Annotated in this window: 25 protein-coding genes; 18 read left to right on the top strand and 7 right to left on the bottom strand. The window is 25.1% G+C overall.

Features of this window, described 5'->3' with window-relative positions; genetic code table 11:
- Positions 1-6 precede the first annotated feature (6 nt).
- The 3 genes from Q0W06_RS05845 to Q0W06_RS05835 all read left to right on the top strand — a co-directional run bounded on the left by Q0W06_RS05845 (position 7) and on the right by Q0W06_RS05835 (position 2387).
- Positions 7-738, top strand: a complete 732-nt coding sequence (locus Q0W06_RS05845; RefSeq protein WP_297632656.1) for an ABC transporter permease — start codon at positions 7-9, stop codon at positions 736-738.
- 9 nt (positions 739-747) lie between these two features.
- Complete coding sequence (locus tag Q0W06_RS05840; RefSeq protein WP_297632653.1) at positions 748-1725, top strand: ABC transporter permease; 978 nt, start codon at positions 748-750, stop codon at positions 1723-1725.
- Between the two features lie 170 nt (positions 1726-1895).
- A complete protein-coding gene (locus Q0W06_RS05835; protein ID WP_297632650.1) occupies positions 1896-2387 on the top strand; it encodes a hypothetical protein in 492 nt (163 codons plus the stop codon).
- Between the two features lie 172 nt (positions 2388-2559).
- Here the strand turns inward: Q0W06_RS05835 and Q0W06_RS05830 are convergent, their stop codons facing one another.
- Together Q0W06_RS05830 and Q0W06_RS05825 are read right to left on the bottom strand one after the other, a co-directional pair.
- On the bottom strand, positions 2560-3141 hold the full coding sequence (locus tag Q0W06_RS05830) for a class I SAM-dependent methyltransferase (RefSeq protein WP_297632647.1): 582 nt from the start codon (positions 3139-3141) through the stop codon (positions 2560-2562).
- Positions 3134-3661, bottom strand: coding sequence for an ECF transporter S component (locus Q0W06_RS05825; RefSeq protein ID WP_297632644.1), 528 nt, complete (start codon positions 3659-3661; stop codon positions 3134-3136). The genes Q0W06_RS05830 and Q0W06_RS05825 overlap by 8 nt, the downstream gene beginning before the upstream one ends.
- 232 nt (positions 3662-3893) lie before the next feature.
- Between Q0W06_RS05825 and Q0W06_RS05820 the strand changes: the two genes are divergently transcribed.
- Complete coding sequence (locus tag Q0W06_RS05820) at positions 3894-5093, top strand: hypothetical protein (protein ID WP_297632641.1); 1200 nt, start codon at positions 3894-3896, stop codon at positions 5091-5093.
- A 138-nt stretch (positions 5094-5231) separates the two neighbouring features.
- Here Q0W06_RS05820 and Q0W06_RS05815 read toward each other — a convergent pair whose 3' ends face one another.
- Positions 5232-5597, bottom strand: a complete 366-nt coding sequence (locus tag Q0W06_RS05815) for a hypothetical protein (RefSeq protein WP_297632639.1) — start codon at positions 5595-5597, stop codon at positions 5232-5234.
- A gap of 169 nt (positions 5598-5766) precedes the next feature.
- Here Q0W06_RS05815 and Q0W06_RS05810 point away from each other — a divergent pair, with 169 nt between their 5' ends.
- Positions 5767-6558, top strand: a complete 792-nt coding sequence (locus tag Q0W06_RS05810; protein ID WP_297632636.1) for an HAD family hydrolase — start codon at positions 5767-5769, stop codon at positions 6556-6558.
- A 108-nt stretch (positions 6559-6666) separates the two neighbouring features.
- On the top strand, positions 6667-6816 hold the full coding sequence (locus tag Q0W06_RS05805; RefSeq protein ID WP_366516755.1) for a DUF1697 domain-containing protein: 150 nt from the start codon (positions 6667-6669) through the stop codon (positions 6814-6816).
- Here Q0W06_RS05805 and Q0W06_RS05800 read toward each other — a convergent pair.
- Positions 6806-7144: a DUF1622 domain-containing protein gene (locus Q0W06_RS05800; RefSeq protein WP_366516754.1), complete on the bottom strand. Its 339-nt coding sequence runs from the start codon at positions 7142-7144 to the stop codon at positions 6806-6808. The two genes, Q0W06_RS05805 and Q0W06_RS05800, sit on opposite strands and share 11 nt — an antisense overlap.
- A 121-nt stretch (positions 7145-7265) precedes the next feature.
- Here Q0W06_RS05800 and Q0W06_RS05795 point away from each other — a divergent pair, with 121 nt between their 5' ends.
- From Q0W06_RS05795 to Q0W06_RS05780, 5 genes are all read left to right on the top strand, one after another.
- On the top strand, positions 7266-9341 hold the full coding sequence (locus tag Q0W06_RS05795; protein WP_366516753.1) for a DEAD/DEAH box helicase family protein: 2076 nt from the start codon (positions 7266-7268) through the stop codon (positions 9339-9341).
- Positions 9342-9347: 6 nt separating this feature from the next.
- Entirely contained in the window at positions 9348-10157 is an 810-nt protein-coding gene (locus Q0W06_RS19635) for a DUF3427 domain-containing protein (RefSeq protein WP_366516756.1), read from the top strand.
- Between the two features lie 15 nt (positions 10158-10172).
- On the top strand, positions 10173-10559 hold the full coding sequence (locus Q0W06_RS05790) for a (deoxy)nucleoside triphosphate pyrophosphohydrolase (protein ID WP_297632633.1): 387 nt from the start codon (positions 10173-10175) through the stop codon (positions 10557-10559).
- A gap of 185 nt (positions 10560-10744) precedes the next feature.
- Positions 10745-11386: a hypothetical protein gene (locus Q0W06_RS05785; RefSeq protein ID WP_297632630.1), complete on the top strand. Its 642-nt coding sequence runs from the start codon at positions 10745-10747 to the stop codon at positions 11384-11386.
- A 125-nt stretch (positions 11387-11511) separates the two neighbouring features.
- Complete coding sequence (locus Q0W06_RS05780) at positions 11512-11634, top strand: hypothetical protein (protein ID WP_297632627.1); 123 nt, start codon at positions 11512-11514, stop codon at positions 11632-11634.
- Positions 11635-11671: 37 nt separating this feature from the next.
- Here the strand turns inward: Q0W06_RS05780 and Q0W06_RS05775 are convergent, their stop codons facing one another.
- Positions 11672-12226, bottom strand: a complete 555-nt coding sequence (locus tag Q0W06_RS05775; RefSeq protein WP_297632624.1) for a class I SAM-dependent methyltransferase — start codon at positions 12224-12226, stop codon at positions 11672-11674.
- Between the two features lie 792 nt (positions 12227-13018).
- Between Q0W06_RS05775 and Q0W06_RS05770 the strand changes: the two genes are divergently transcribed.
- The 3 genes from Q0W06_RS05770 (at position 13019) to Q0W06_RS05760 (ending at position 15575) form a co-directional block, all read left to right on the top strand.
- Positions 13019-13708: a DUF421 domain-containing protein gene (locus Q0W06_RS05770; RefSeq protein WP_297632621.1), complete on the top strand. Its 690-nt coding sequence runs from the start codon at positions 13019-13021 to the stop codon at positions 13706-13708.
- Between the two features lie 205 nt (positions 13709-13913).
- Positions 13914-14363 (top strand): DUF6323 family protein, encoded by a 450-nt coding sequence (locus Q0W06_RS05765; RefSeq protein WP_297632618.1) that lies wholly within the window; start codon positions 13914-13916, stop codon positions 14361-14363.
- A 3-nt stretch (positions 14364-14366) separates the two neighbouring features.
- Complete coding sequence (locus Q0W06_RS05760) at positions 14367-15575, top strand: DUF6179 domain-containing protein (protein WP_297632615.1); 1209 nt, start codon at positions 14367-14369, stop codon at positions 15573-15575.
- Positions 15576-15596: 21 nt separating this feature from the next.
- Here Q0W06_RS05760 and Q0W06_RS05755 read toward each other — a convergent pair whose 3' ends face one another.
- Together Q0W06_RS05755 and Q0W06_RS05750 are read right to left on the bottom strand one after the other, a co-directional pair.
- Complete coding sequence (locus Q0W06_RS05755) at positions 15597-15785, bottom strand: hypothetical protein (protein WP_297632612.1); 189 nt, start codon at positions 15783-15785, stop codon at positions 15597-15599.
- A 212-nt stretch (positions 15786-15997) separates the two neighbouring features.
- Positions 15998-16564 carry a TetR/AcrR family transcriptional regulator gene (locus tag Q0W06_RS05750; protein ID WP_297632610.1) on the bottom strand — a complete coding sequence of 189 codons (567 nt, stop codon included), beginning with the start codon at positions 16562-16564 and terminating at the stop codon, positions 15998-16000.
- A gap of 155 nt (positions 16565-16719) precedes the next feature.
- Here Q0W06_RS05750 and Q0W06_RS05745 point away from each other — a divergent pair, with 155 nt between their 5' ends.
- The 4 genes from Q0W06_RS05745 (at position 16720) to Q0W06_RS05730 (ending at position 21295) form a co-directional block, all read left to right on the top strand.
- The gene (locus Q0W06_RS05745) at positions 16720-18417 is read left to right on the top strand and encodes an oleate hydratase (RefSeq protein WP_297632609.1); all 1698 of its coding nucleotides are present in this window, start codon (positions 16720-16722) and stop codon (positions 18415-18417) included.
- Positions 18418-18605: 188 nt separating this feature from the next.
- A complete protein-coding gene (locus Q0W06_RS05740) occupies positions 18606-20642 on the top strand; it encodes a hypothetical protein (RefSeq protein WP_297632608.1) in 2037 nt (678 codons plus the stop codon).
- A gap of 117 nt (positions 20643-20759) precedes the next feature.
- Positions 20760-20891 (top strand): hypothetical protein, encoded by a 132-nt coding sequence (locus Q0W06_RS05735; RefSeq protein ID WP_297632607.1) that lies wholly within the window; start codon positions 20760-20762, stop codon positions 20889-20891.
- A 233-nt stretch (positions 20892-21124) separates the two neighbouring features.
- Positions 21125-21295, top strand: coding sequence for a hypothetical protein (locus Q0W06_RS05730; RefSeq protein WP_297632605.1), 171 nt, complete (start codon positions 21125-21127; stop codon positions 21293-21295).
- Positions 21296-21382 lie beyond the last annotated feature (87 nt).

The raw sequence follows: 21382 nt of genomic DNA, 5'->3' as shown, positions 1-21382 counted from the left end.
TTTAATATGAAAAATATGATCGAAATGCAATTAAAAGCATTATTTAAAAATAAAATAATGATAATAAATTTTGTAATATATCCAAGTCTCTTAACTTTTATAATTGGATATTTAGCAGAAAGTTACTTTAATTCGGGAATAACCTCTTATGAATATTATTCAAATAGTATGATGATATTTTTATTTATGGGAGCTGGTCTTTTGGGAATATATAATTTAGGTGATGTAGAGGTAGTTGGTGGAAATTTAAGAACTATGTATATGCCAGTACCTAAAAGATATATTTATATTTCACAAATAATATCCTCAACTATATTTTCAGCTATTTCAATAGTTTTAAACATTTTGATTTTCAAATATTTATTTAAAGTCAATTATGCAGGGAATGAGTTGATTATAATTTTAAGCTTTATAACATTAGCTTTTTTATCAAATGGACTTGGAATGTTTCTTTTAAGCTTAGTAAAGGAGATTGGAATTTGTAATGGAGTTTTTAATTTAATACAAGCAATTTTATGTACTTTAGGAGGAGCATTCATTTCTTTAGAAGGTTTTGGAGGAATTTTAAGCTTTTTAACGAAACTTTCTCCCGTAAAGTATCTTATAGAAGGAATCTTAAATTCAATTTATGATAATAGTACAGGAATGTTGTGGATAATAATAATGATTAATATTCTTTTAGGGTTATTCTTTTTAGTAATTACAAAGAAAACTTTTAAAGTAGAAAAATATTTATAGGAGAGAGATATGAGAAATATTCTATTAATAATAAAAGGAAATATATTAAGATTAAAAAAAGATAAGGTTACATTATTAATGATTATAATAGTACTTCCTATAATAGTTAGTTTAGGAGTATATTTTGGAAGTGCAAATAATGTAAAAGGAAAAATAGCAGTTATAAAATCTACAAATGAAGAGAAAATGATGATTGAAAATATATTTAAAGAAAATGAAGGAATAAAAATAGAAGCTTTAAATAGTGAAATAAAAAATACATCCTTAATAACAGGAGCTTATTTAGCAGAAATTAAATTTGAGGATGGAAAAGTTAAGGTAAATGAATATTCTAATCAAAATATAAAAGAAATAATAGATTCGATTTTTTATGGAAAGGAATATATAGCTTCAGAGAATAATGTAGGAGTTGTAGAAAAAATCACAGGATTTTTAATGATGTTTTTATTTTATGGAGCTTTAGCTTCTTCAAGTTTCTTTTTGCAAGATAGAGAGAATGGAATATATATAAGAGTTTTAAGTGGAAATGTATCATTCTTTCAATATACATTAGGGCAAATCTTATATATTTTATTAGTAGTTATAGTGCCTGCAAGTATTATTTCTATAGGAATGATAAAAATTTTAAGTGTAGATATTAATATGAGCTATATGACTTTTCTAGGAATACTTACTTTGCTTGGAACATTATGTAGTAGTATGATAATTCTTATAGGTAATATATTTAAAAAGACCAATGAAGTTCAAATGAATGCTGCAATAATTGGAATGATAACTAGTCTATTTAGTGGATGCTTAATGAATGTTGAAGGAAGTAGCAAAATAATAGAAACTGTAAGAAATATTTTACCTCAAAAAAGACTATTAGATTTTGTAAGAGATTTTAATAATGGTGATTTAATTTTTGTAATAAGTAGCATAATAATATTTGTTATTATAGGAATTTATATAGGAAGTAATAATTATAAAAAAGGAATTTTTGCATAAAATTATATAAGAGCAATAATTTTATGAGGGAAAAAATGATGAAATTAATAAATAGTTTTTTTGTAAGTAGAAAACATTGGAGTAAAAAGAAATATTAGATAATAATCTTTTGTATATGTTAATAAAAAGGCAAAAAATTAGTGGTAACATTTTATAAAGGAGATTTTACGATGAATTTTGATGAACTACATTACAGAAAAATAGAAAATTTTAAAAATGAAATAGTGGGCTATATAAACGAAGTATATTTAAAAGAAATAAAGTATGAGAGAATGGATGAACTTATAAAGCTTTTAGATGCATGGGATAAAGACAGAGATATGATAGAAAAAATTGCAGTGGATTTAGCTATAGAAGGAAATTTAACAGTAAAAGAAATAAATAAAACGAAATTAAATAAAGAAATAAGCAAGATATTATTTGAGGAATATGTAGAGGGTTTTATACAGAAAACTCAAATAGATACATTAAAACTTTGTACGGAAACTAAGATAAATATTAGAGTAAGAGAAGTAAAAGTGAAGGTTGCATTAAAAGAATATATAAGAGAAAATGTAATAAATTTATTTAATAAGGATATAAAGTATTTTAAAAATAATGTTTTAACTGTAGAAGAGGATAGAAATAAAATAATTATAAAAAGAATACAAGGAATAGAATAAAAGAAATAAAAATTCTTTTATAAAACAACGAAAAGTGATGCTTAAGGTATCACTTTTTTTTAGGATTAAGAGAATATAAAATTCTAGGAAGTAGATAGTGAAGAATATAATAAATTATAGAAAATAAGAGCTTAGGAAAATTTCTAAGCTCTTATTTTCTATTTAAGTTTATTTATAAAGATTTTTTTATCGAATAAATCACATATAAATCTTCCTTATCAATAAGAGTTTTTATATGGAAGTTATCTTTTAAAAGTATTGCATTATCTATTGCAGGTTGAAGTCCTAAAGAGATTTCACTTGCAACTTTCTTATGATGTGCATCTATGTTTTTTCTTCCTGTTCCATGGCAAATGACAAAAGTACCACCTGGAACTAGAAGTTTATATATGTGATTTATTGTTTTTTTCTGATCTAAAAAATGAGGGAAAGCATTATAAATGATTATATAATCAAAAGTCTCATCTTTCAGGTTATGTAAATCTTCACAAAGAAATTCTATATCTGTATTTGAATATTTTTCTTTTGCGACTTTAATCATATTTTCGGAAATATCGATTGCTTTTATTTTTTTTGGAGAATAGTCGGATAAAAATTCTTCTAAAACTCCTGTTCCACAAGCAACATCAAGTATTTTTAAATCTTTAGTTAAATCAGAAATATTTAAAATTGCTTTTATTTTATTCCCATCTGCAATAGATTCTTTATCCCAATTTTGAGCCTTTGAATTAAAAAACTCTTTTATTTTATCCATTATAAATACCTGCTTTTTTTAACAATTTAGCAATATATGGTATTGCTATTATTTGAATTATAATACCTGGTAATCCTATTGTAAATAGGCTTATTAAAATTCCTGTAAAAGCAGCATGATGATGTGCTAGAGTTAAAAACTGTGTTAAAACGAAAGCATAAATTAAATTACCTATAATTTCAGCAATTATAACATTGATAAAATTATTTACTTTATTTCTTAATAAACCAGTTATAAGTCCTATTATAGCAAGTTGAATCATCATTGTAGTTGCTATGGGAAATAAAGGTGGCATTCCTGTTAAAATTGATGATAAAAGTGGTGTAAATATACCTAAAATAAGCCCATATCTCCAACCAAGTAATAATCCTCCTAAAAGAACTGTTAAATCCATTGGAGAGAACATTTTACCAGCACCGGTTCCAAAAATCATAAAGAAATATGGAAGGACTATACCGATTGCAAGTAATATTCCAAGAGTTGTAATATTTTTTGTAAAATTATTGTTTGATTTTTTCATAAATTTTTGGCAAAAGCCAATTCCTCCTTTTAAAAATTAAATATATTTATATTTAGTGTACCATTCTTCAAAAAAAAAATTACAAACAAGATGTAAATAAAGTATCAATTAATAAATATTATTAATTTATAAAAATGGGGAAATAAGAAATCTACAAAGTAGATTTAATTAACATAGTAAAGATATAATACATAAATTATACTGTAATATAAAAAATTAGGAGGAATAAATTATGAGTGGAGTTTTAGATTGTCTTTTATATACAATGGATCCCACAAAAACCTCTACATTAAATTATGAAGATCCAATTATTTTTAATTATGATTATACAGTTGATAAAGAAACATTTAGTAGAGACTTAATTACAGGAGAAATAACTATATTAAAATCAGGAAATTATCTAATTAATTGGTGGGTAGTAACACAAACTGCTGAAACAGGATATGCAGTAGGATTTGCAGTAAGGGGAAAAGATCCAGATGGAAGTTATCATGATTATCAAGCAGCAGTGAATCCTTTAAAAACAGGAGAAATAACAGGAAGTTCAATACTATCATTAGTAGAAAGTGAAATACCATTTAAGATTCAATTAATTAATATAACAGGATATTCTCAAGGATTACAATCGGCTGTTGTTTTAGCACTTTATACAACAGCACAAGCAGGTATTACTATAAGTAAATTAAATGAGAGCATTCCAGGACCAGAAGGACCAATAGGTGCAACGGGTCCACAGGGAATACAAGGAATAACAGGTGAAATAGGCTTAACGGGTCCACAAGGAATTCAAGGTGAAATTGGGCCAATAGGGCCACAAGGATATCAAGGTCAAAGAGGAGATAGAGGACCACAAGGAATTGCAGGACCAAGAGGAGGAGTTGGACCACAAGGGCCAAGAGGACCTCAAGGAGTACAAGGAATTCCGGGTCCATCAGGAGCAATAGGAAAGATTTCAGCAATAAATAATTCTTTAATATACAATCCATCACTTATAATACCATATCAAGGAGTCATTAATTTTGCTCAATCAAATAATAATTTTGTAATGAATTCTACAGGATTTTCTAGTACTTCAGCTATTAATTTATTGGGAAATGGAGATATACAATTATTAGAAGCAGGACTATATACTTTTAATTGGTATGTTAATATAGAGGGGATTTCACAAGTTGCATATATTGGATTTGATGTTATTAGCGTAGATAACAATATACCAAATTATCAAAATCCATTAGTGCATTGTGAACTTCCAATTATTATGGTAGGTCAAGTTGTTGGACAAGGTATGATTACAGTTACAGAACCTAGAACAGTAAGGTTAATTAATGCGAGTATTCCTACGTCAAGTGCAAATGGAATTATGACATTTGTAAGTACAAGTAACAATGTAGGATCTCTTCAAATCATAGCATATACAAATACTTTTAACTGATTTATTAAAATATAGACGAATATTTTTAAATGAAAAATCTATTTATAAAATAATTAAATAAAGATAATAAGCCCGTAGAAAAACTAAATTCTACGGGCTTATCTAAAAAGTTTTTAAAGTTGTTTTAAAACAATTTTTTTATTTTTCTTTTAAAGTTTTCTTTTCTTCATTAATTACTTTTTTCATGTAAGCAGAACCTTTTTCTACAATTCCACCCCATTTTATAGTAGCAACAATACCTGGTAAATTCTTATCATGAGCATGGCGTTCTAAAAATCTTTCTCTACGAACTATCCATTTTTCTAATGATTTAGAGGAATCTTTTTTTCTGGCTTTTGTCCAATTTTTAAAAGCAGTATTTCCATATTGATTTCCACCTGCTTTCCAAATTTCGGGATAGTCAGTTTTTAAAGATTCGGCAAATTCATAATTAAATTGTCTGAACTTACTATTAGATAATGAAATTTTTTTATTATCACCTTTGTTAGGAAAATTAGTTACCATAATAAAAACCTCCTATAAAATTTATACTTATAGTTTGTCTAAAAAAATTAAAAATAATACATTTTTAATAAAAAAACTAGAAAGATTATATAAATTAAAAACATATGTTATCGACTAGGAAGAGTAAATGATATAAAATGAAGAGGAATATAAAGAGGGGGAATTGATTTTGAAAAAAGCTATATTTTTAGATATTGATGGAACATTAATCGATTGTTTTAAGGGAATATTAGATATTACACCGAGAGTTAAGGTTGTAATTCGAGCAATTCAAGCAAAAGGAGATTATGTTTTTATTGCAACTGGGAGACCTTATGCATTTTTAAGTCAAGCTATAATGGATTTTGGATTTGATGGATTTGTTTTAGCAAATGGAGCACAAGTTATTATAAATAATAAAACTATTTATAGTGATTATATTCCTAAAAAAACTATTAAAAGCTTAGTAGAGGTTCTTGAAAAAGAGAATATTCAATATATTTTGCAAGGCGAAAAATATTGTTATATGAAAGAATCATTTAAAGAATTTTATGATTTTTATAAGAAGGTAGGAATTGAAAGAACATTATTTAAGAGTGAATATTCATTAGAAGAAGCAAATACATATAAAGTTGAAATGTTATGTTTAGATGATGAAACATCAGAAAAATGTTTAGCGATTGTAAGTAATAATAAAGATTATGCTTATGTAAGTAGTGTAGATATAAGAGCATTTGAACTTTATTCAAAGAAAAACACAAAGGCAGTAGGAATATTAAAAGCATTAGAGTACTTAGGAATAGATATAAAAGATAGCTATGCTTTTGGTGATGGGAAAAATGATATAGAAATGCTTTCTACAGTTGGATGTGGAATAGCTATGGGAAATGCTTCAGATGAAGTGAAAAAACATGCAAATGAAATTACTGATACTGTATATAATGATGGAGTTGCAGTAGGTATTGAAAAATATGTAATTTAATATGATATAAAAGCTGTCTCTTTAAGACAGCTTTTTATTTTGAAATATTTTATAATTATATATGATTAAAGCAAAAGAGATAGAAGATAAGCTAGAGGAGTAAAATATATGATGGAAGAAAAAGTAGTTGCATTTTTACGAGGAGTAAATGTAGGTGGGAAAAATAGAGTTATAATGAGTGAATTAAAGAAAGCTTTAGAATCAAATGGATATATAGATGTAAAAACATATATACAAAGTGGAAATATTATACTTTAGAAGATTGTTTCATTTCTTTATCTAAAAAGTAAGATATTAAAGTTCTAATTATAACTAAAGTACCTAATATAAGAAGATCTTGTAAATCAGGCTTTATTATAGAGCGAATTATATCGCTAGCTATTAAAATTTCAAAAGATAGAAGTATATATGAAGCAATTTGATTACGTAAATTTTTATTGTTTTGAGAAAGCGAGTTTAAATCATTAGATTTTAAGCTTGCTTTAATAAAATAAAAGGTAGTTAAGCAAACACCAAAAATAAGAATGATAATAGCAATACCATCCATTATAAGAATTATTTTTTCCATAATACTTTCAATAGTCATAATTTCAATTCTCCAAATTAAATATTTAAAGGTATTATTAGTAAAAATGGATAAATATATTCAAAAAAATGAATTTTAGTAATATTATTAATTATATAAATAAGTTTGGATGTGAGAAAAGATGAATGAGATTAAAAGTTTAGAAAATATAGAAATTGAAATAAATGAAGAGTTAAATTATAAAGAGATAGAAGAAAAGTATTTAGTTAATAATAAATTAATTACTAATTCTGAAAGTGGAAATCTTTTAAATGAGTTGAAAATAGCATTAGAAGAATGTGAGAAGTTTTACTTTAGTGTAGCATTTATTAATTTTAGTGGAATACAACTTTTATTAGATTCATTTAAAGAAGCAGAGGAAAGAGGAGTAAAAGGAAAAATTATAACCTCTACATATTTAAATTTTACAGAACCAAAAGCTTTAAAAAGGTTAGATGAGTTTAAAAATATAGATTTAAAAGTATTTGTAGCTAATGAAATTGGATTTCATACTAAAGCATATATTTTTGAGAATAAAGAAGAGTATAAGATTATTATAGGGTCATCTAATATTACTCAAAGTGCTCTTAAAAGCAATATTGAATGGAATGTTCTTGTTATTTCAAAAAGAGAAGATTCTTTTATTAATGAAGTGATTCTAGAGTATAAAAAGCTTTGGGAGAGTACAGAAGTTGTTAATGAAGAATTTTTAAGTAAATATGAGAAGTTCTTAAGTGAAATAAAGAAAGTTTATGAAAAGGAAGCATTAATTTTTGAAGATTATAATGTGATAAAGCCAAATAGTATGCAGAGCAAGGCTACTCTAAATCTTCAAAGACTGAGAGCAGGGGAAGAAGATAAGGCTCTTGTAATTGCAGCAACAGGAACTGGAAAAACATATATGTCTGCATTTGATGTTTTAAATTATAAGCCTAAAAAGATGCTTTTTTTAGTACATAGAGAAGATATTTTAAGAAAAGCTAAAGAAACTTTTACTAAGCTTGTTAAAAATAAAAATTTGAATATGGGATTATTAACTGGGACAAGTAAAGAAATAGATGGAGATTATTTATTCTCAACTATTCAATCTATGAATAATAGCTTAGATGAATTTAAAAGGGATGAATTTGAATATATTATTATTGATGAAGCTCACCATGCATCTAGTCCAAGTTATACAAAGGTTTTAGAATACTTTAATCCTAAATTTTTATTAGGAATGACTGCAACTCCTGAAAGAAGTGACAATGGAAATATATTTGAAATATTTGATAATAACATTGCTCTAGAAGTAAGACTTCATGAAGCTTTAGAAGAAGATTTAGTTATTCCATTTCATTACTTTGGGATAACTGATATAGAAGGAATTGATCTAAGTAATATTAAGTTAGATAATATTGCAGAAGTTTCAAAAAGATTGCAGATTAATAGAAGAGTTGAATTTATAGTAGAAAAGATGAATTTTTATGGATATGATGGACAAGTTCAAAAATGCATAGGATTTTGTATAGATATTAATCATGCAAAATATATGACAAGTGAGTTTAATAAACGAGGAATAGAAAGTATCTGTTTAACTGGTGAAGATTCTGGAGATAAAAGAGAGGAAACTATAAAAAGATTAGAAAGTGATGAAGATAGTTTAAAAGTTATTTTTACTGTAGATATATTTAATGAAGGAGTTGATATCCCTTCTGTAAATCAAGTATTAATGTTAAGACCAACAAGTTCACCAATAGTTTTTATACAACAATTAGGAAGAGGTCTTAGAAAACATAAAAGCAAAGAGTTTTTAACAGTATTAGATTTTATAGGAAATCATAATAAAGCATTTTTAATTGCAATAGCTTTAAATGGAAGAAGATATTATGATAAAGATAGTTTAAAGGTAGCAGTAGCAACAGATTTTGCAAAGATAAAAGGATGTACTAATATTCAAATGGATAGAATTTCACAAGAGAGAATATTAGAGCAGTTAAATAATGAAAATTTTAATTCTTTAAAATATTTAAAGGAAGAATATATGGAATTTAAAAAGGAAAGAGGAGAAAAGATTCCATACTATTTAATGGATTATATAGAATATGAAGGAGCACCAGATCCACTTAAATTTAGTAATTATCCAGAAAGTAAAACTTATTTAGGCTTTATAGCTAAAGTAGAAAAGGATGTGACTTTAGAGAAATATATTAAGGATGACAAGTTTATAAAATTTTAAAAAGAGATATCTATTAAATTAGGGATAAAAAGACCACATGAGTTTGTTTTACTAAAAGCTCTTTTAAAAAAATCATATATAACTTTAGAAGAGGGAAAAAAAGAAGTATTAAAATATTTAGATGAAGTGGATGATAAAACAGTAATTCATGCTATGAAAACTTTAAGTCAAAATTATTATGATTCAGGGGAAGTAAAGGCATATACAAAAATGTTCCAGTTTAGAGAGGATAAATTAATAAGACTTTTAGATTTTGAAAGATTGATAAATAAAAAGGAATATAGATTATATATAGAAGATGTTATAAATTATGGATTAGTAAGATATGAAAGAGAGTACGGAAGTGAAAATTATGGAGTTCCATTTTTAAAAAGATATGCTCAATATGGAATGAGGGAGGCAGCCCTTTTATCAAATTATGAAAAGATGCATAGTTCTTTTAGAGGGAGTGGACTTATAACTAATGGAAAAGAATATTTTTTATTTATAGATTTGCATAAGGAAGAGGATATAAAAGAAAGTATTAACTATAAAGACGAATTTAAAAGTAGAGATATTCTTCAATGGGAATCACCTAATAGTACAAAACAAGACTCAGAAAGAGGAAAGGATATCATATTCAATACGAAAAGAGGCGTTAATCTTCACATATTTATAAGGAAGTATAAAAAAATAGATGGAGAAGTACAATCTTATATTTATATAGGTAGAGGAAATGTTGTAGAATATAAAGGAGAAAAACCTATAACAGTTTTAATAAAACTAGAGAATAAGGTTCCTGTAAATTTATATAGAGAATTTGTAGAGAAAGTATAAAACGGAGGAAGAAAAATGAAAACTATAAACGTAGTAGCAGCTATTATAAGAAAAGAAGATGAGATATTTATAACACGTAGAGGATATGGAGAATTTATAGATATGTGGGAATTCCCAGGTGGAAAGATTGAAGATGGAGAATCAAAAGAAGAAGCTCTTATTCGCGAAATAAAAGAAGAACTTGAATTAGATATAAAGGTTTCAGATTTTGTAACTAAAGTAGAATATGATTATGATACATTCCATCTTTCTATGGATTGCTTCCTATGCGAAGTAATAGGAGGAGAGCTAAAATTAAATGCACATAATAAGGTTAAATGGGTTACTTTTGATAAATTAGAAAATCAAAAGTGGGTTCCAGCGGATATAGCAGTAATAGAGCCTTTAAAAAAATTAAAATAAAAGGAATGAAAAAAGAATCAAAATTATTTGATTCTTTTTTTTATTTCTCATAGTTAGCACCTTTATTAGACTATTATTTATAATATATTCAATTAAATAAAAATGGTATAAAAGATATTTAATACTATATAAAGAGTTTACAAATATTAAATTAAATGGTATTATAAGGATGAGAGGTGAGAGAAATGTGGGAAAGAAAATTTTCAAAGAGATGGAAAATGCAAATGGGGATGAAAATAGGAGTAGTATTTTTAATAGTATTTATAATAGATAGATTAATATATAGAAATGAAGAATTATATATGATACCATTTTTTGTAACAATATTTTCTGTAAGTGAGCTTTCTTCAGAAATAACAAATGATAATAGAAATATAGATAGTAGAGATATTAATGTATTTTGGATTTTAAATGGGAAAAGTGAATCGCTAGGAGAAGGGGAAAAACTTAGAATTAATAATTATTTAGAAGGCAAAAATAAGTTTTCAGGTAATTGGAATTTATTTTTTTTAATACTACTTATAGTTGGAGTAAAAGATGCAGTGCTTCCATTAATAATAGGTATGATAATTGCAGATAAAGAAATGTTTAATGGTGTAGATAGGGTATTTAAAAATTACACTAAAATAACAGGTGTATGTAATGGTATAGGAAGACAAGGGAGAAAAAATAGAGAAGATTTATATTATGTTAGTGTAATAGATTATGTTAATAAAAAAGAAGTAATTTTAACATGTGAAGAAAGAGATTTATATAGATTTAGAGTAGAAAGAGAATGCACTTTTGTATATGGGAAAATATCTAAAGAGCTTCTATACTTATATTAAATAATTTATATAGGTATAAATATTAATAAATAGAAAATATTAAATATAAATCCAATTTATTGTAAATTAGGATGATATAATTTATATATTAAAATGAAGTCTTTATTGGATAGGAGGAATGAAATATGAGTACTATTTTAAATTCATTTGCTTATGGAATTGGAGAGGTACTAGGATGTGGAATCATTCTTGGAATAGTATATATTGGTTATTTAGCAATGAAGAAATATAAAATTAAAAATCTATGAAATAAAGAATAAAGCTAGGAAATTCCTAGCTTTATTTTTATAGTGAAGAAATTAAGCATAAAAAAGGTTCAGATGCATTGATTTCTTTTATATTTTTAAAGTTTGTTTGATCTAAAGTTTTTAAAATATCATCTTTTTTTACAAAATGATGATGAGAGCCTTCCTTCCAGTCACATATTAATAGTTTTCCTGTAGGCTTTAAGATTCTTTTCACTTCTTTTAATAAGATTTCAGGATTAAGAAGTTCATGATAAACTGCAATCATAAATACAAGATCAGCAGAATTATCTTTAGCTGGAATTTCATTTTCTGGCATTAACTTAACACTGTATCTAGAATTTAATTTAGGTACTATATTTTCTGTGGTCCAGTTTAACATGTCTTGTGAAATATCAAATCCAATACATGTTGAAGATGGTAATTTATCTAATATAGCTTGGGCAAAAAATCCAGTCCCAGTACCAATATCAACTAAAGTACTATTTTTAGGTAAATCTAGATTTTTTATCAAAAGATCTAAGTCTAAAGCATCTAACCTTTTAGGATTATTTAATTTTTCAAGTTTTTTTACATCAAATTTATGGTCACTCATAATAACTCTCCTTTAAATTTTATTTTAGTATTATTTTAACCTATAAAATAGAAATGATAATGAATAAAGGAAATATAAAGTGAAAAATTTATTTAATAGAAAAATGAAATAGAGAGTATTAAATGTAGATTTAATACTCTCTATTCATGTTTCATACATTTTAGGTAGATAAAGATAAGTATGAAAGGTAAAAGAATAGGACCTCCGATTAATAGATAAGGTAGAATAAAGGTTGGAAGATAGCTTGAGAAACCTATAAAAATAAAAAACGTAAGCATTAAGATTAGAGAAAATTTTCTTGAGCCATTAAGTTTTGTAAATTTATAGTTTACAGGTTTTAATAAAAAATTTGAAAGATATAGGATTATTCCTAATGAAGTGAAACTTTGACTAAGAGAAAAGAAGATTCCTTTTGAAAAGAAAATAGATAAAGTTATTCCTAAAAATAAAAGACTAGAAGCTATTTTTGTAATAATATCCATTTTCTTTTTGTATTTAATAAAACTTATAATTAAAATTAATGATAAAATTATCATTAAAATAGATAGTTTATTCATATGATAATGCTCCTTTATAATAAGATATTTTTATTATAAAGGATTTATTTTATTTGTTAAAATAAGAAAAATTAAATTAAAGATTTAAATAAGATTAAAATAAAATTAATTTAATAGTAAATATTATAAATGAATTAATTTTAATTAAAGAAAAATAGAAAGTGATATTAAATTCAGCATAATAATAAGACGATTGTTTATACTAAAAGATAATATAATTATAGGAGTTATAAAAATGGGAAATATATATAGTTTGACTATTATAAAATGTATAATTGGATTTTTGTTAGCATTACTTTTAAGTAAAATAATAGGGAGAAAAATTATTTCAAAAATGAATTTTGTTGATTTAGTTATGGGAGTATCTATGGGATCAATGATTGCTAATGCGGTTATTGATAAGGATTCACCTATACAATCTGAAATAATAGCATTAATTTTATTTGGAGCTTTAACTATAATTACTAGCTATATAAGTTTAAAAAGTATTAAGGCAAGAAGTATAATCAGTTCAAAACCTGTAATTTTAGTTAAAGATGGAATAATACTAAATAATAATTTATTAAAGCTTAGAGTTAGTATTGATGAGCTTATGATGAAGCTTAGAGAAAAGGGAACATTTAACTTAGAGGAAGTTCAATATGCAATAATGGAAGGTGATGGTCAAATTTCTCTTTTAATAAAAGCAGAAAAGAAAGCTATAACACCTTATGATATGAATATAGAAGTAAATAGTAGTGGATTATTGAAAGATTTAATAATAGATGGAATTTTAATAGAAAAAAATTTAGTTGCAGAAGGGTTAGATTTTGAGTGGCTAAAAGAATATTTAAATAAAAATAAAATAAAAGATATATCTGAAATATTTTATGCTGGAATAGATTCAAATAAAAAAATTGTTATATCACAAAAGATAAAATACTAGGAATATAATTTATTATCCCTTGAAGCTGGATGAACAAAGTCTAGAATTAAGAAAAAAATAATAATATAGCAAAAGCAATGTAACACTTGATATTTACTAAGGTTACATTGCTTTTGCTATATTTATATATTACCATAAATTTGCCAAAAAATCAAGTCTGGAAAGGTTTTGAAAGAAGGTGTAAGATAGGTTAGAGGTGATGTATATGGAAGAAAAAATTATGGTAACTATTCAAAATATGCAGAAACAGAAAATGATATCTAATATAAAAGAAAGCAATAAATTAACTATGGAATATGGAGTAGTTTTATCAGACAACCAAATTGAAAATTTAATTAATAAAAGGTTTGAAAGTTTAAAGAGTACTGGAAGAATGGAAATAGGTAATGGAGTGCTGAAGGAGTTAATAGATGCATTTTGTGATTCACCTTATATTATGCAAGAAAATTATGAAGAAACTTTAGAAGAACTTCAAGATATTTTCTATTTCTTTAAGGGAGAAGCAATGGAGCAAATTGCAGATGATGAACTAATTCAGTTTATGAAAGAATATTTTAATGGAATGTGTCAAGGATCAGTAGAATATTTAGCAGGAACAAATCTTGAAGAGCTTTGCCGTAATACTAGATATGGGCTTAGACATAGAAAGGAATAGTTTATGTTAGAAGAGGATAGAGATATATATTTAGAAGTATTTAATGATACGAATATAAGAGATATAAAAAATGATGATTTAGAAATTATAAAAATAAGGCTATGGGAACTTCTTGGTAAAAGAATAGAGAGATATACAATGGGTGATAGTAGTTCTGTACCTGTAGAAATAGGAGAAGAACTTTTTAAATCTATTTGTTTTTCATTAAAAAGAGAGATAAAGGATTTTAGAAAAATATTAGTTATTGATGATTTAGAAGAGGAATTAAAGAAGTCATGGAAAGGCTTTGAAAGGGATATAGAAGAGGGAAAGAAGTTATTGCAAAATGTGATACAGGAAGATTTAGGTGTAGAGAATCAATCATATGAAGATACTCTAATAGAAATTGCATTAGGATTTAAGAAGTATGATTATAAATTTTTGGCACAAGAAATAGAATGTAGTATAGATTATCAACTTGCAAATCCCATATCAGAAGAGTTATTGGGAATTGAGTATATAAAAAAATATCTTGGAAGTTTATTAATTGAAAATAAATTTTGCAATAAATTTCAGAAAGAAAAGGTTGAGTTACTTTTAGAAAATTATTGCGAGGATTATGTAGGGCTATTGATTAACATATTTGAACCAATATTAACTAATGCAATTGGATTAGCCATTTTAAATGAAGATATATTTATATTAGAAGTAACAGAATTTCAAAGAAGAAGATTATTAAAGATTTTTGAAAATAATAATATTGAAGAAATTATGATTAATGGGACAGAAAAAATATGTAGATATTTAAAAATGGAAGAAGAAAAAGAATATATTAGAAAGGTAACTCTTAATATTGTGTCTAGGGTTCAAGAGGGAGTTAGAAACAATAATTTAGATAAAGTGTTTTTAAGTTTTGAAAAAGAAATTTTAGAAGAAAAATTTTTTATAGATAATGAAAAAATGGAAGATGATAAGTTGAGAGAAATAATAGAAGAGATAAATAATTGTAAATGTGTCGATGATAAATTAATTATAGTAAGGGATGAAATAAGAAGCTTAGAAGATTTTATAGAAATATTGAACAATTGCGTATGGAAGGATGAAATAGATGAGTTTATAAGAAAACTTAGAATTGAAGAGAAGATGTTATTAGAATATTATATAAAAAATAATAGGGGAAAGTACGAGTCTGATACAGAGTGGGAAAGAAAATTAATAAATAAAAGAGGTTGAAAATAAATCAACCTCTTTTATTTATATATTTTTAGATATATGACCTAATGTTTCAATTTTTCTGTCTGTAATCGAATTTTGAACATCATTAGAGAAACATAAATTAACTAATAATTCATAAAAGTGTTTTTCTTCAAAAGTACCTGATTTTTTTGCTAGATTAATAAGGTCATCAGAAGAATACATTAAAAAATCTTTATATAAGTTCATAAAAACCACCTCTTAAATAAAAAAATTATAATAACTTAAATGAAATACTAGTATTTCTATAAATCTATTATACAACGATTACAAAGGTAATTGTATACGTTTAACATAATGTTAAATAAAATTTAAACTTTGAGAGGAAAAGGATATAAGAATAAAAAGAATTTTTAAATAAATTAATATATATAAATTCTTTTTACATTATAAAGAAAGAATTAGAGAGAATCAGAGCTAATTCGTAAAATACTTCCATTTAATATTTTCCATACAGAATCTATAATTTTCTCAGGAGAGTCTTGCATTCCTTCTTCAATCCAATTTATTAGTAATGTTGTAAAACTTAAAGTATAAAATTTTATAAGGAAATTTTTTTTATCATTAGGAAGATTAATATAATGGGATTCTTGTTCCATTACAGGCTTAATAGAGTCCATAAGAATAGAATTTAAAAATTTTTCTAAGTATTCACGTCTAGAATATTTTATTATTGAAATGCTTGTCTCTTTATTAGAGTAGAAATAGTCAAATAAATCTAATAAACCTTTTTGCCAATGGTCAAAATCCATATAAGGTTCTATTTTATTTTTAATTTCAGTTTGGTAACTCCATTCTAATAAGTCATAGATATCTTGAAAATGTCTGTAGAATGTTCTTCTACTTAGACCACACTCTGTAGATAATTCTTGAATAGTTATTTTATTTATTGGTTTTACTTTTATATGAATTTTTAATGCGTTAGAGAAAAGTTCCTTTGTCATATTTGAAATCACTACACTTTGCATATAAACACCACCTTTAATAAAAATGCACAATATTCTATATTTGTGACAAGTTGCCACAGAATGTTTAAATTGATTATTTCAATGATATTACCAGAGAGATATAATGTCAATAAGGGATAAGTAAACAATTTCAAAAAAGAATGGAGGATATGAAAATGGGTAATTATAGAAGAAATAAAACTAATATTCCAGAAGGAATAGAAAACAAAAAAGCTTATTTAGTTGGTGGTGGAATTGGTTCACTAGCGGCAGCCTTTTATTTAATGAGAGATGGACATATGAAAGGTGAAAATATAACCATATTAGAAAAATCTTCTATTGAAGGTGGCTCTATGGATGGTTCAGGAAATGCGGAAACAGGGTATGTATGTCGTGGTGGAAGAGAAATGGAAGAGTTCTATGAATGTACATGGGATCTTTTTGCAGATATTCCAGCCTTAGAAAAACCAGGTTACTCAGTATTAGATGAATTTAAAGAATTAAATGATGCAGATCCAAATTCATCAAATTGTAGATTAATTCATAACTGTGGAGAAAAAATTCCAGTTGACAATGTAGGATTAGAATCTATTCATACAAAAGAAATGATGAAGCTATTTTTAGCTACAGAAAAGGATTTAGGCAATATAACAATTGAACAATTCTTTGATAAAACTTTTTTTGAAACTAAATTTTGGTTCCTTTGGGCATCAATGTTTGCTTTTGAACCTTGGCACAGCGTTGTTGAAATGAAACGTTATATGCATCGTTTTATTCACGCTCTTCCAGGGTTCAGCGATATGAGCTGTTTAGTATTCCCAAAATATAATCAATATGAAACATTTATAACACCACTAACAGATTATTTAAAAGATAAAAATGTTAACTTTACTTATAATACTGAAGTTGTAGATTTAGATATTGATATAACAGAAACTGAAAAAGTTGTTACTAAGATTCATTTAAATTTAAATGGAGAAAAAACTTTAATAAATGTAAATAAAGATGATGTAGTAATGATAACAAATGGATCAATGACTGAATGTTCTGATATGGGAGATAATAAAACAGTACCAAAATTAAGAAGAGACTTAGGTTCAGTATGGAGTCTATGGAAAAATATAGCTGAAAAAGATAAAGCTTTTGGTAATCCAGATGTATTCTGTGGTGATGTAGATAAATCAAAATGGGAATCATTTACTATAACATGTAAAGATTCTAAGTTAGTAGATAAAATTCGTGAATTAACAGGAAGAGATCCTCACTCAGGAAAAACAGTTACTGGTGGAGTAGTAACTATGGTTGATTCTAATTGGTTAATGAGTATAACTTGTAATAGACAACCACATTTTAGAACTCAACCAGATGACGTAATTGTATTATGGGCATATGGATTATTCTTAGATGTAGAAGGAAATTATATAAAGAAAAAAATGGTTGACTGTACAGGTGAAGAGTTATTAAAAGAATTACTATATCACTTAGGTCTTGAAAATGATATAGATGAAATACTAGAAACTGATAAAGTTATACCTGTTATGATGCCATATATAACTTCACAGTTTATGCCTAGAGTTTTAGGTGATAGACCAAAAGTTGTACCAGATGGTTCAAAGAACTTAGCATTTTTAGGACAATTCTCAGAAATACCTGGAGATGTTGTATTTACAGTCGAATATTCTATTCGTTCAGCTATGATGGCAACTTATGAACTATTAAAAGTTAATAAAGTGGCACCAGAAATGCATCCTTCACAATATGATATTCGTGCATTATCTAATTCTATGAAAACTTTAAATTGTGGAAGACAAATACCAGGAGAAGGAATAGTTAAAAAACTTTTAAAAGATACAACATTAGATGGGTTAATTTAGAAAAAAATTGAAAATAGGGAAATTTAAAAAGGTTGGGACTTACAATAAGTCCCAATCTTTTCGTGTACTATAGAATATAAAGTTTAAATAGGTAGGAAAAAAAGAAAAATTTTATAAAATATTAACTTTTATTTAATAATATGTTAAAATTAAATTAAGTTAAAATTAGTTTTTTATGGGGAGTGGGTATGAGAGTAAATTTTAATGTTAAAGAGACAATGCTAAAAAAAGATTTGAGAAAAGAAAATGAAATTATCCTAAAAAAAATAATTTTAGGAGAAAAATATCATGGAAAAGATAGTCTGATACAAAATATGATTAGTGTGGGAATATTTATATTTAGTATTTTTATTTTTTATATTTCCATAGGAATTTATAATAAAGAAAAAATAATATTTATAGCATTAGGAGTACTAATTTCAGCTATTGGCGTAATTTGTTCTTTTAAATATAGGGACAAGTTCTTGGTTGATTATATTGAGAGAGAAAGATTTAAGACTATAAGACATAGAAATAAAGATATCCTTTTGGCAACGGGAAATGATAAAAAAGAATCTTTTTCAGTATATGGAATTTTAGAAGTAAAAGATGAGTTTATAGAAATAACATTTGATAAAATAAAAAAAGTTTATGGGATAGATTCTCTAAAGAATGTGATAGTAGAAAATGAAAATGTAGTATTAGAGTTTAAAACTATCAAATATTTTATTGATAGAAATATGTTTAGAGAAGAAGAGATAGATGAGCTTAAAAATTTAATTAAATTAAAGAGAGAAAAAGCGCCTTATGAAATAAGAGAAAAAATAATAGAAGAAATTAATTTTAAAAAATACATATTAGGGGAAAAAACAGAAATAAATCCAATAGAATTTGAAGCTAATATAAAAAAAGAAATGAAAAAAGAAAGATTAGTAGTAAAGGAAATTAGTTGTTTAGGATTAATAATAGTATTATTAGGAATGAGTGGATTAAAAAGTGATTTTTTTAGAGTAGGAATATTCTTAATACTCTTTTTTATAATTACACCAATTATTATTGCATCAGAAGATATTAAAATAAGTGGACTGAATAATGTAAAAGAAAAAAATAAATTTATGTCAAACTTAAATTTGAGAAATATGAAAATTTATTTAGGTGAACTAAGAGCATACATATTTATTGGTGATGATATAACAGTAATAAATAGAGAAGATTTAGATATTATAAGGAAAGAGGAAAGTATACAGATAAGGTTATTTAATGAAAAAGTGTTTGAATTTGTAGAAGAAAAAAATGGGAAAGTGCTTTTAGAGTTAAATAAAAAAATGGAGTTAGAAGAATATCTAGAAAAGGGCAAGAGAGATGCAAATAGTAAATTTAAAGAATTATATTCTAATAGTAAAGTGAAAAAACTGGCTATAATATATATAACAGCATTACTTGTTTTAGGGAAAACAAGTGTAAAAGGATTTATAGGAGCAGTATTTATTATAATAGGATATAGTATTTTTTATATTAATGGAATGAGACAAAAAAAGAAAATAGATAAAGGCTTCAAAGATATACAAAAAGTTTATGGGAAAAATGAAGAAGAAATAGAAGTAAATATTAAAATATATAAAGAAAAAATTATAATACAGAAAAATATGGAGTACTTGAGAAGTATTTATCCTATAGATGCAATTGAAATAGGAGAAAAGAAAATTATATTTGGGGATAATCTAGAGATAGATAAAGAAAAATTTAGTGAAGAAGAATTAAAGATATTGAAGAATTTAGAAAAGGAGAATACTATACTAGATAGAAATAAGGAAATTAATATACAAGGTAGATATTTAAGTGAAGTTAAAGAAAGTATAGGGAAAATATTTAGAAAAATTATTATAAACTTAGTTAGAGGGACATTTTTAGTAGGAGTAATATTAAGTATAGGAATAGGAATTAGTATAGAAAGAGCCATGGGAATTGGAGTTTGTATAGGTATTTTTCTTATGTATATAATATTAATGAAATCAATTAAGAGTGAGTATTTAGAAAATATAAATAGTGATATAGAAATGTTTATATGGAAAAATAAATTGTATATAGAAGATGAAAAAAAATTAGAGGAATATGATTTAAAACGATTAATGATAGAAGAAGAAGGAGAAAATCTTATTATAAGGGATGAAAAAAACAAATTATTATTAATTAATGGTAATGATGAAATAAGAAAGCATTTGTGGAGAATGCAGTGGGAAGCGTAAAGCTTCCCTTTTTTATTTAAAATGTTAATTAAATTATAGAAAGATGAATAAATTAAATAAATGTTAATATTTGGAGTGATTACTATAAGTTATTATATAAATAAAGGAGTGTATGTAATGCTTAATGAATTGATAAATAACTTTATGTATTATTTAGGATTTTTTATAGGAATAAGTGGAAGCGCTGTATTTTTTTATTTTATAGGAACGAAAATAAATAGAAAAAAAATGAAGAATTTAAATAAATAACATATTATATTGAGAAAAAATCGAAGTAATAAATAGTAAAAGAAATTATAGTAAATAAAAATCTAATGAGTTTATATAGAGAGTTCTTAGAAAATAAAAAACTGCAGCTAAAACTATAGCTGTGGTTTTTTTGCATAAAATTTTAAGAGTTATAAAAAATATAAATTGATGAAACTATAGAAAATATAGTTCATATAATATTTTAAGTCAAAAATAATATGGGGAATATTGAAATGAAAAGTATTTTACAAAGTCCAGTAACAATTTTAACTATCATATTGTTTATAGGAAGTATATTTTTAGAAACAGAGGGAAGTTATTTTATACAAGGAAGCTTACTTATAGTATTTATAATAAGCATATATTATGTGAGAAAAGAATATTTAAATGATAAAGAACGATGAATACTCTATCTTTTAGTAGATAGAGTATTTTTTTGTATAAAATATTTTTGAATTTATATTGACATTGAGAATTATTATCAATATAAT

The organism is uncultured Clostridium sp. (genome assembly GCF_947072515.1).
Classification (GTDB): Bacteria; Bacillota; Clostridia; order Clostridiales; family Clostridiaceae; genus Clostridium.
The sequence above is the reverse complement of the archived record's forward strand: the minus strand, read 5'-3'. Positions and strand labels throughout refer to the sequence as shown.

Bases quoted from the DNA above. Each gene is read 5' to 3' on its own strand.
- Q0W06_RS05845 (WP_297632656.1), top strand. From the start codon at position 7: ATGAAAAATATGATCGAAATGCAATTAAAAGCATTATTTAAAAATAAA.
- Q0W06_RS05840 (WP_297632653.1), top strand. From the start codon at position 748: ATGAGAAATATTCTATTAATAATAAAAGGAAATATATTAAGATTAAAA.
- Q0W06_RS05835 (WP_297632650.1), top strand. From the start codon at position 1,896: ATGAATTTTGATGAACTACATTACAGAAAAATAGAAAATTTTAAAAAT.
- Q0W06_RS05830 (WP_297632647.1), bottom strand. From the start codon at position 3,141: ATGGATAAAATAAAAGAGTTTTTTAATTCAAAGGCTCAAAATTGGGAT.
- Q0W06_RS05825 (WP_297632644.1), bottom strand. From the start codon at position 3,661: ATGAAAAAATCAAACAATAATTTTACAAAAAATATTACAACTCTTGGA.
- Q0W06_RS05820 (WP_297632641.1), top strand. From the start codon at position 3,894: ATGAGTGGAGTTTTAGATTGTCTTTTATATACAATGGATCCCACAAAA.
- Q0W06_RS05815 (WP_297632639.1), bottom strand. From the start codon at position 5,597: ATGGTAACTAATTTTCCTAACAAAGGTGATAATAAAAAAATTTCATTA.
- Q0W06_RS05805 (WP_366516755.1), top strand. From the start codon at position 6,667: ATGATGGAAGAAAAAGTAGTTGCATTTTTACGAGGAGTAAATGTAGGT.
- Q0W06_RS05800 (WP_366516754.1), bottom strand. From the start codon at position 7,144: ATGACTATTGAAAGTATTATGGAAAAAATAATTCTTATAATGGATGGT.
- Q0W06_RS05795 (WP_366516753.1), top strand. From the start codon at position 7,266: ATGAATGAGATTAAAAGTTTAGAAAATATAGAAATTGAAATAAATGAA.
- Q0W06_RS05790 (WP_297632633.1), top strand. From the start codon at position 10,173: ATGAAAACTATAAACGTAGTAGCAGCTATTATAAGAAAAGAAGATGAG.
- Q0W06_RS05785 (WP_297632630.1), top strand. From the start codon at position 10,745: ATGTGGGAAAGAAAATTTTCAAAGAGATGGAAAATGCAAATGGGGATG.
- Q0W06_RS05780 (WP_297632627.1), top strand. From the start codon at position 11,512: ATGAGTACTATTTTAAATTCATTTGCTTATGGAATTGGAGAGGTACTA.
- Q0W06_RS05775 (WP_297632624.1), bottom strand. From the start codon at position 12,226: ATGAGTGACCATAAATTTGATGTAAAAAAACTTGAAAAATTAAATAAT.
- Q0W06_RS05770 (WP_297632621.1), top strand. From the start codon at position 13,019: ATGGGAAATATATATAGTTTGACTATTATAAAATGTATAATTGGATTT.
- Q0W06_RS05765 (WP_297632618.1), top strand. From the start codon at position 13,914: ATGGAAGAAAAAATTATGGTAACTATTCAAAATATGCAGAAACAGAAA.
- Q0W06_RS05760 (WP_297632615.1), top strand. From the start codon at position 14,367: ATGTTAGAAGAGGATAGAGATATATATTTAGAAGTATTTAATGATACG.
- Q0W06_RS05755 (WP_297632612.1), bottom strand. From the start codon at position 15,785: ATGAACTTATATAAAGATTTTTTAATGTATTCTTCTGATGACCTTATT.
- Q0W06_RS05750 (WP_297632610.1), bottom strand. From the start codon at position 16,564: ATGCAAAGTGTAGTGATTTCAAATATGACAAAGGAACTTTTCTCTAAC.
- Q0W06_RS05745 (WP_297632609.1), top strand. From the start codon at position 16,720: ATGGGTAATTATAGAAGAAATAAAACTAATATTCCAGAAGGAATAGAA.
- Q0W06_RS05740 (WP_297632608.1), top strand. From the start codon at position 18,606: ATGAGAGTAAATTTTAATGTTAAAGAGACAATGCTAAAAAAAGATTTG.
- Q0W06_RS05735 (WP_297632607.1), top strand. From the start codon at position 20,760: ATGCTTAATGAATTGATAAATAACTTTATGTATTATTTAGGATTTTTT.
- Q0W06_RS05730 (WP_297632605.1), top strand. From the start codon at position 21,125: ATGAAAAGTATTTTACAAAGTCCAGTAACAATTTTAACTATCATATTG.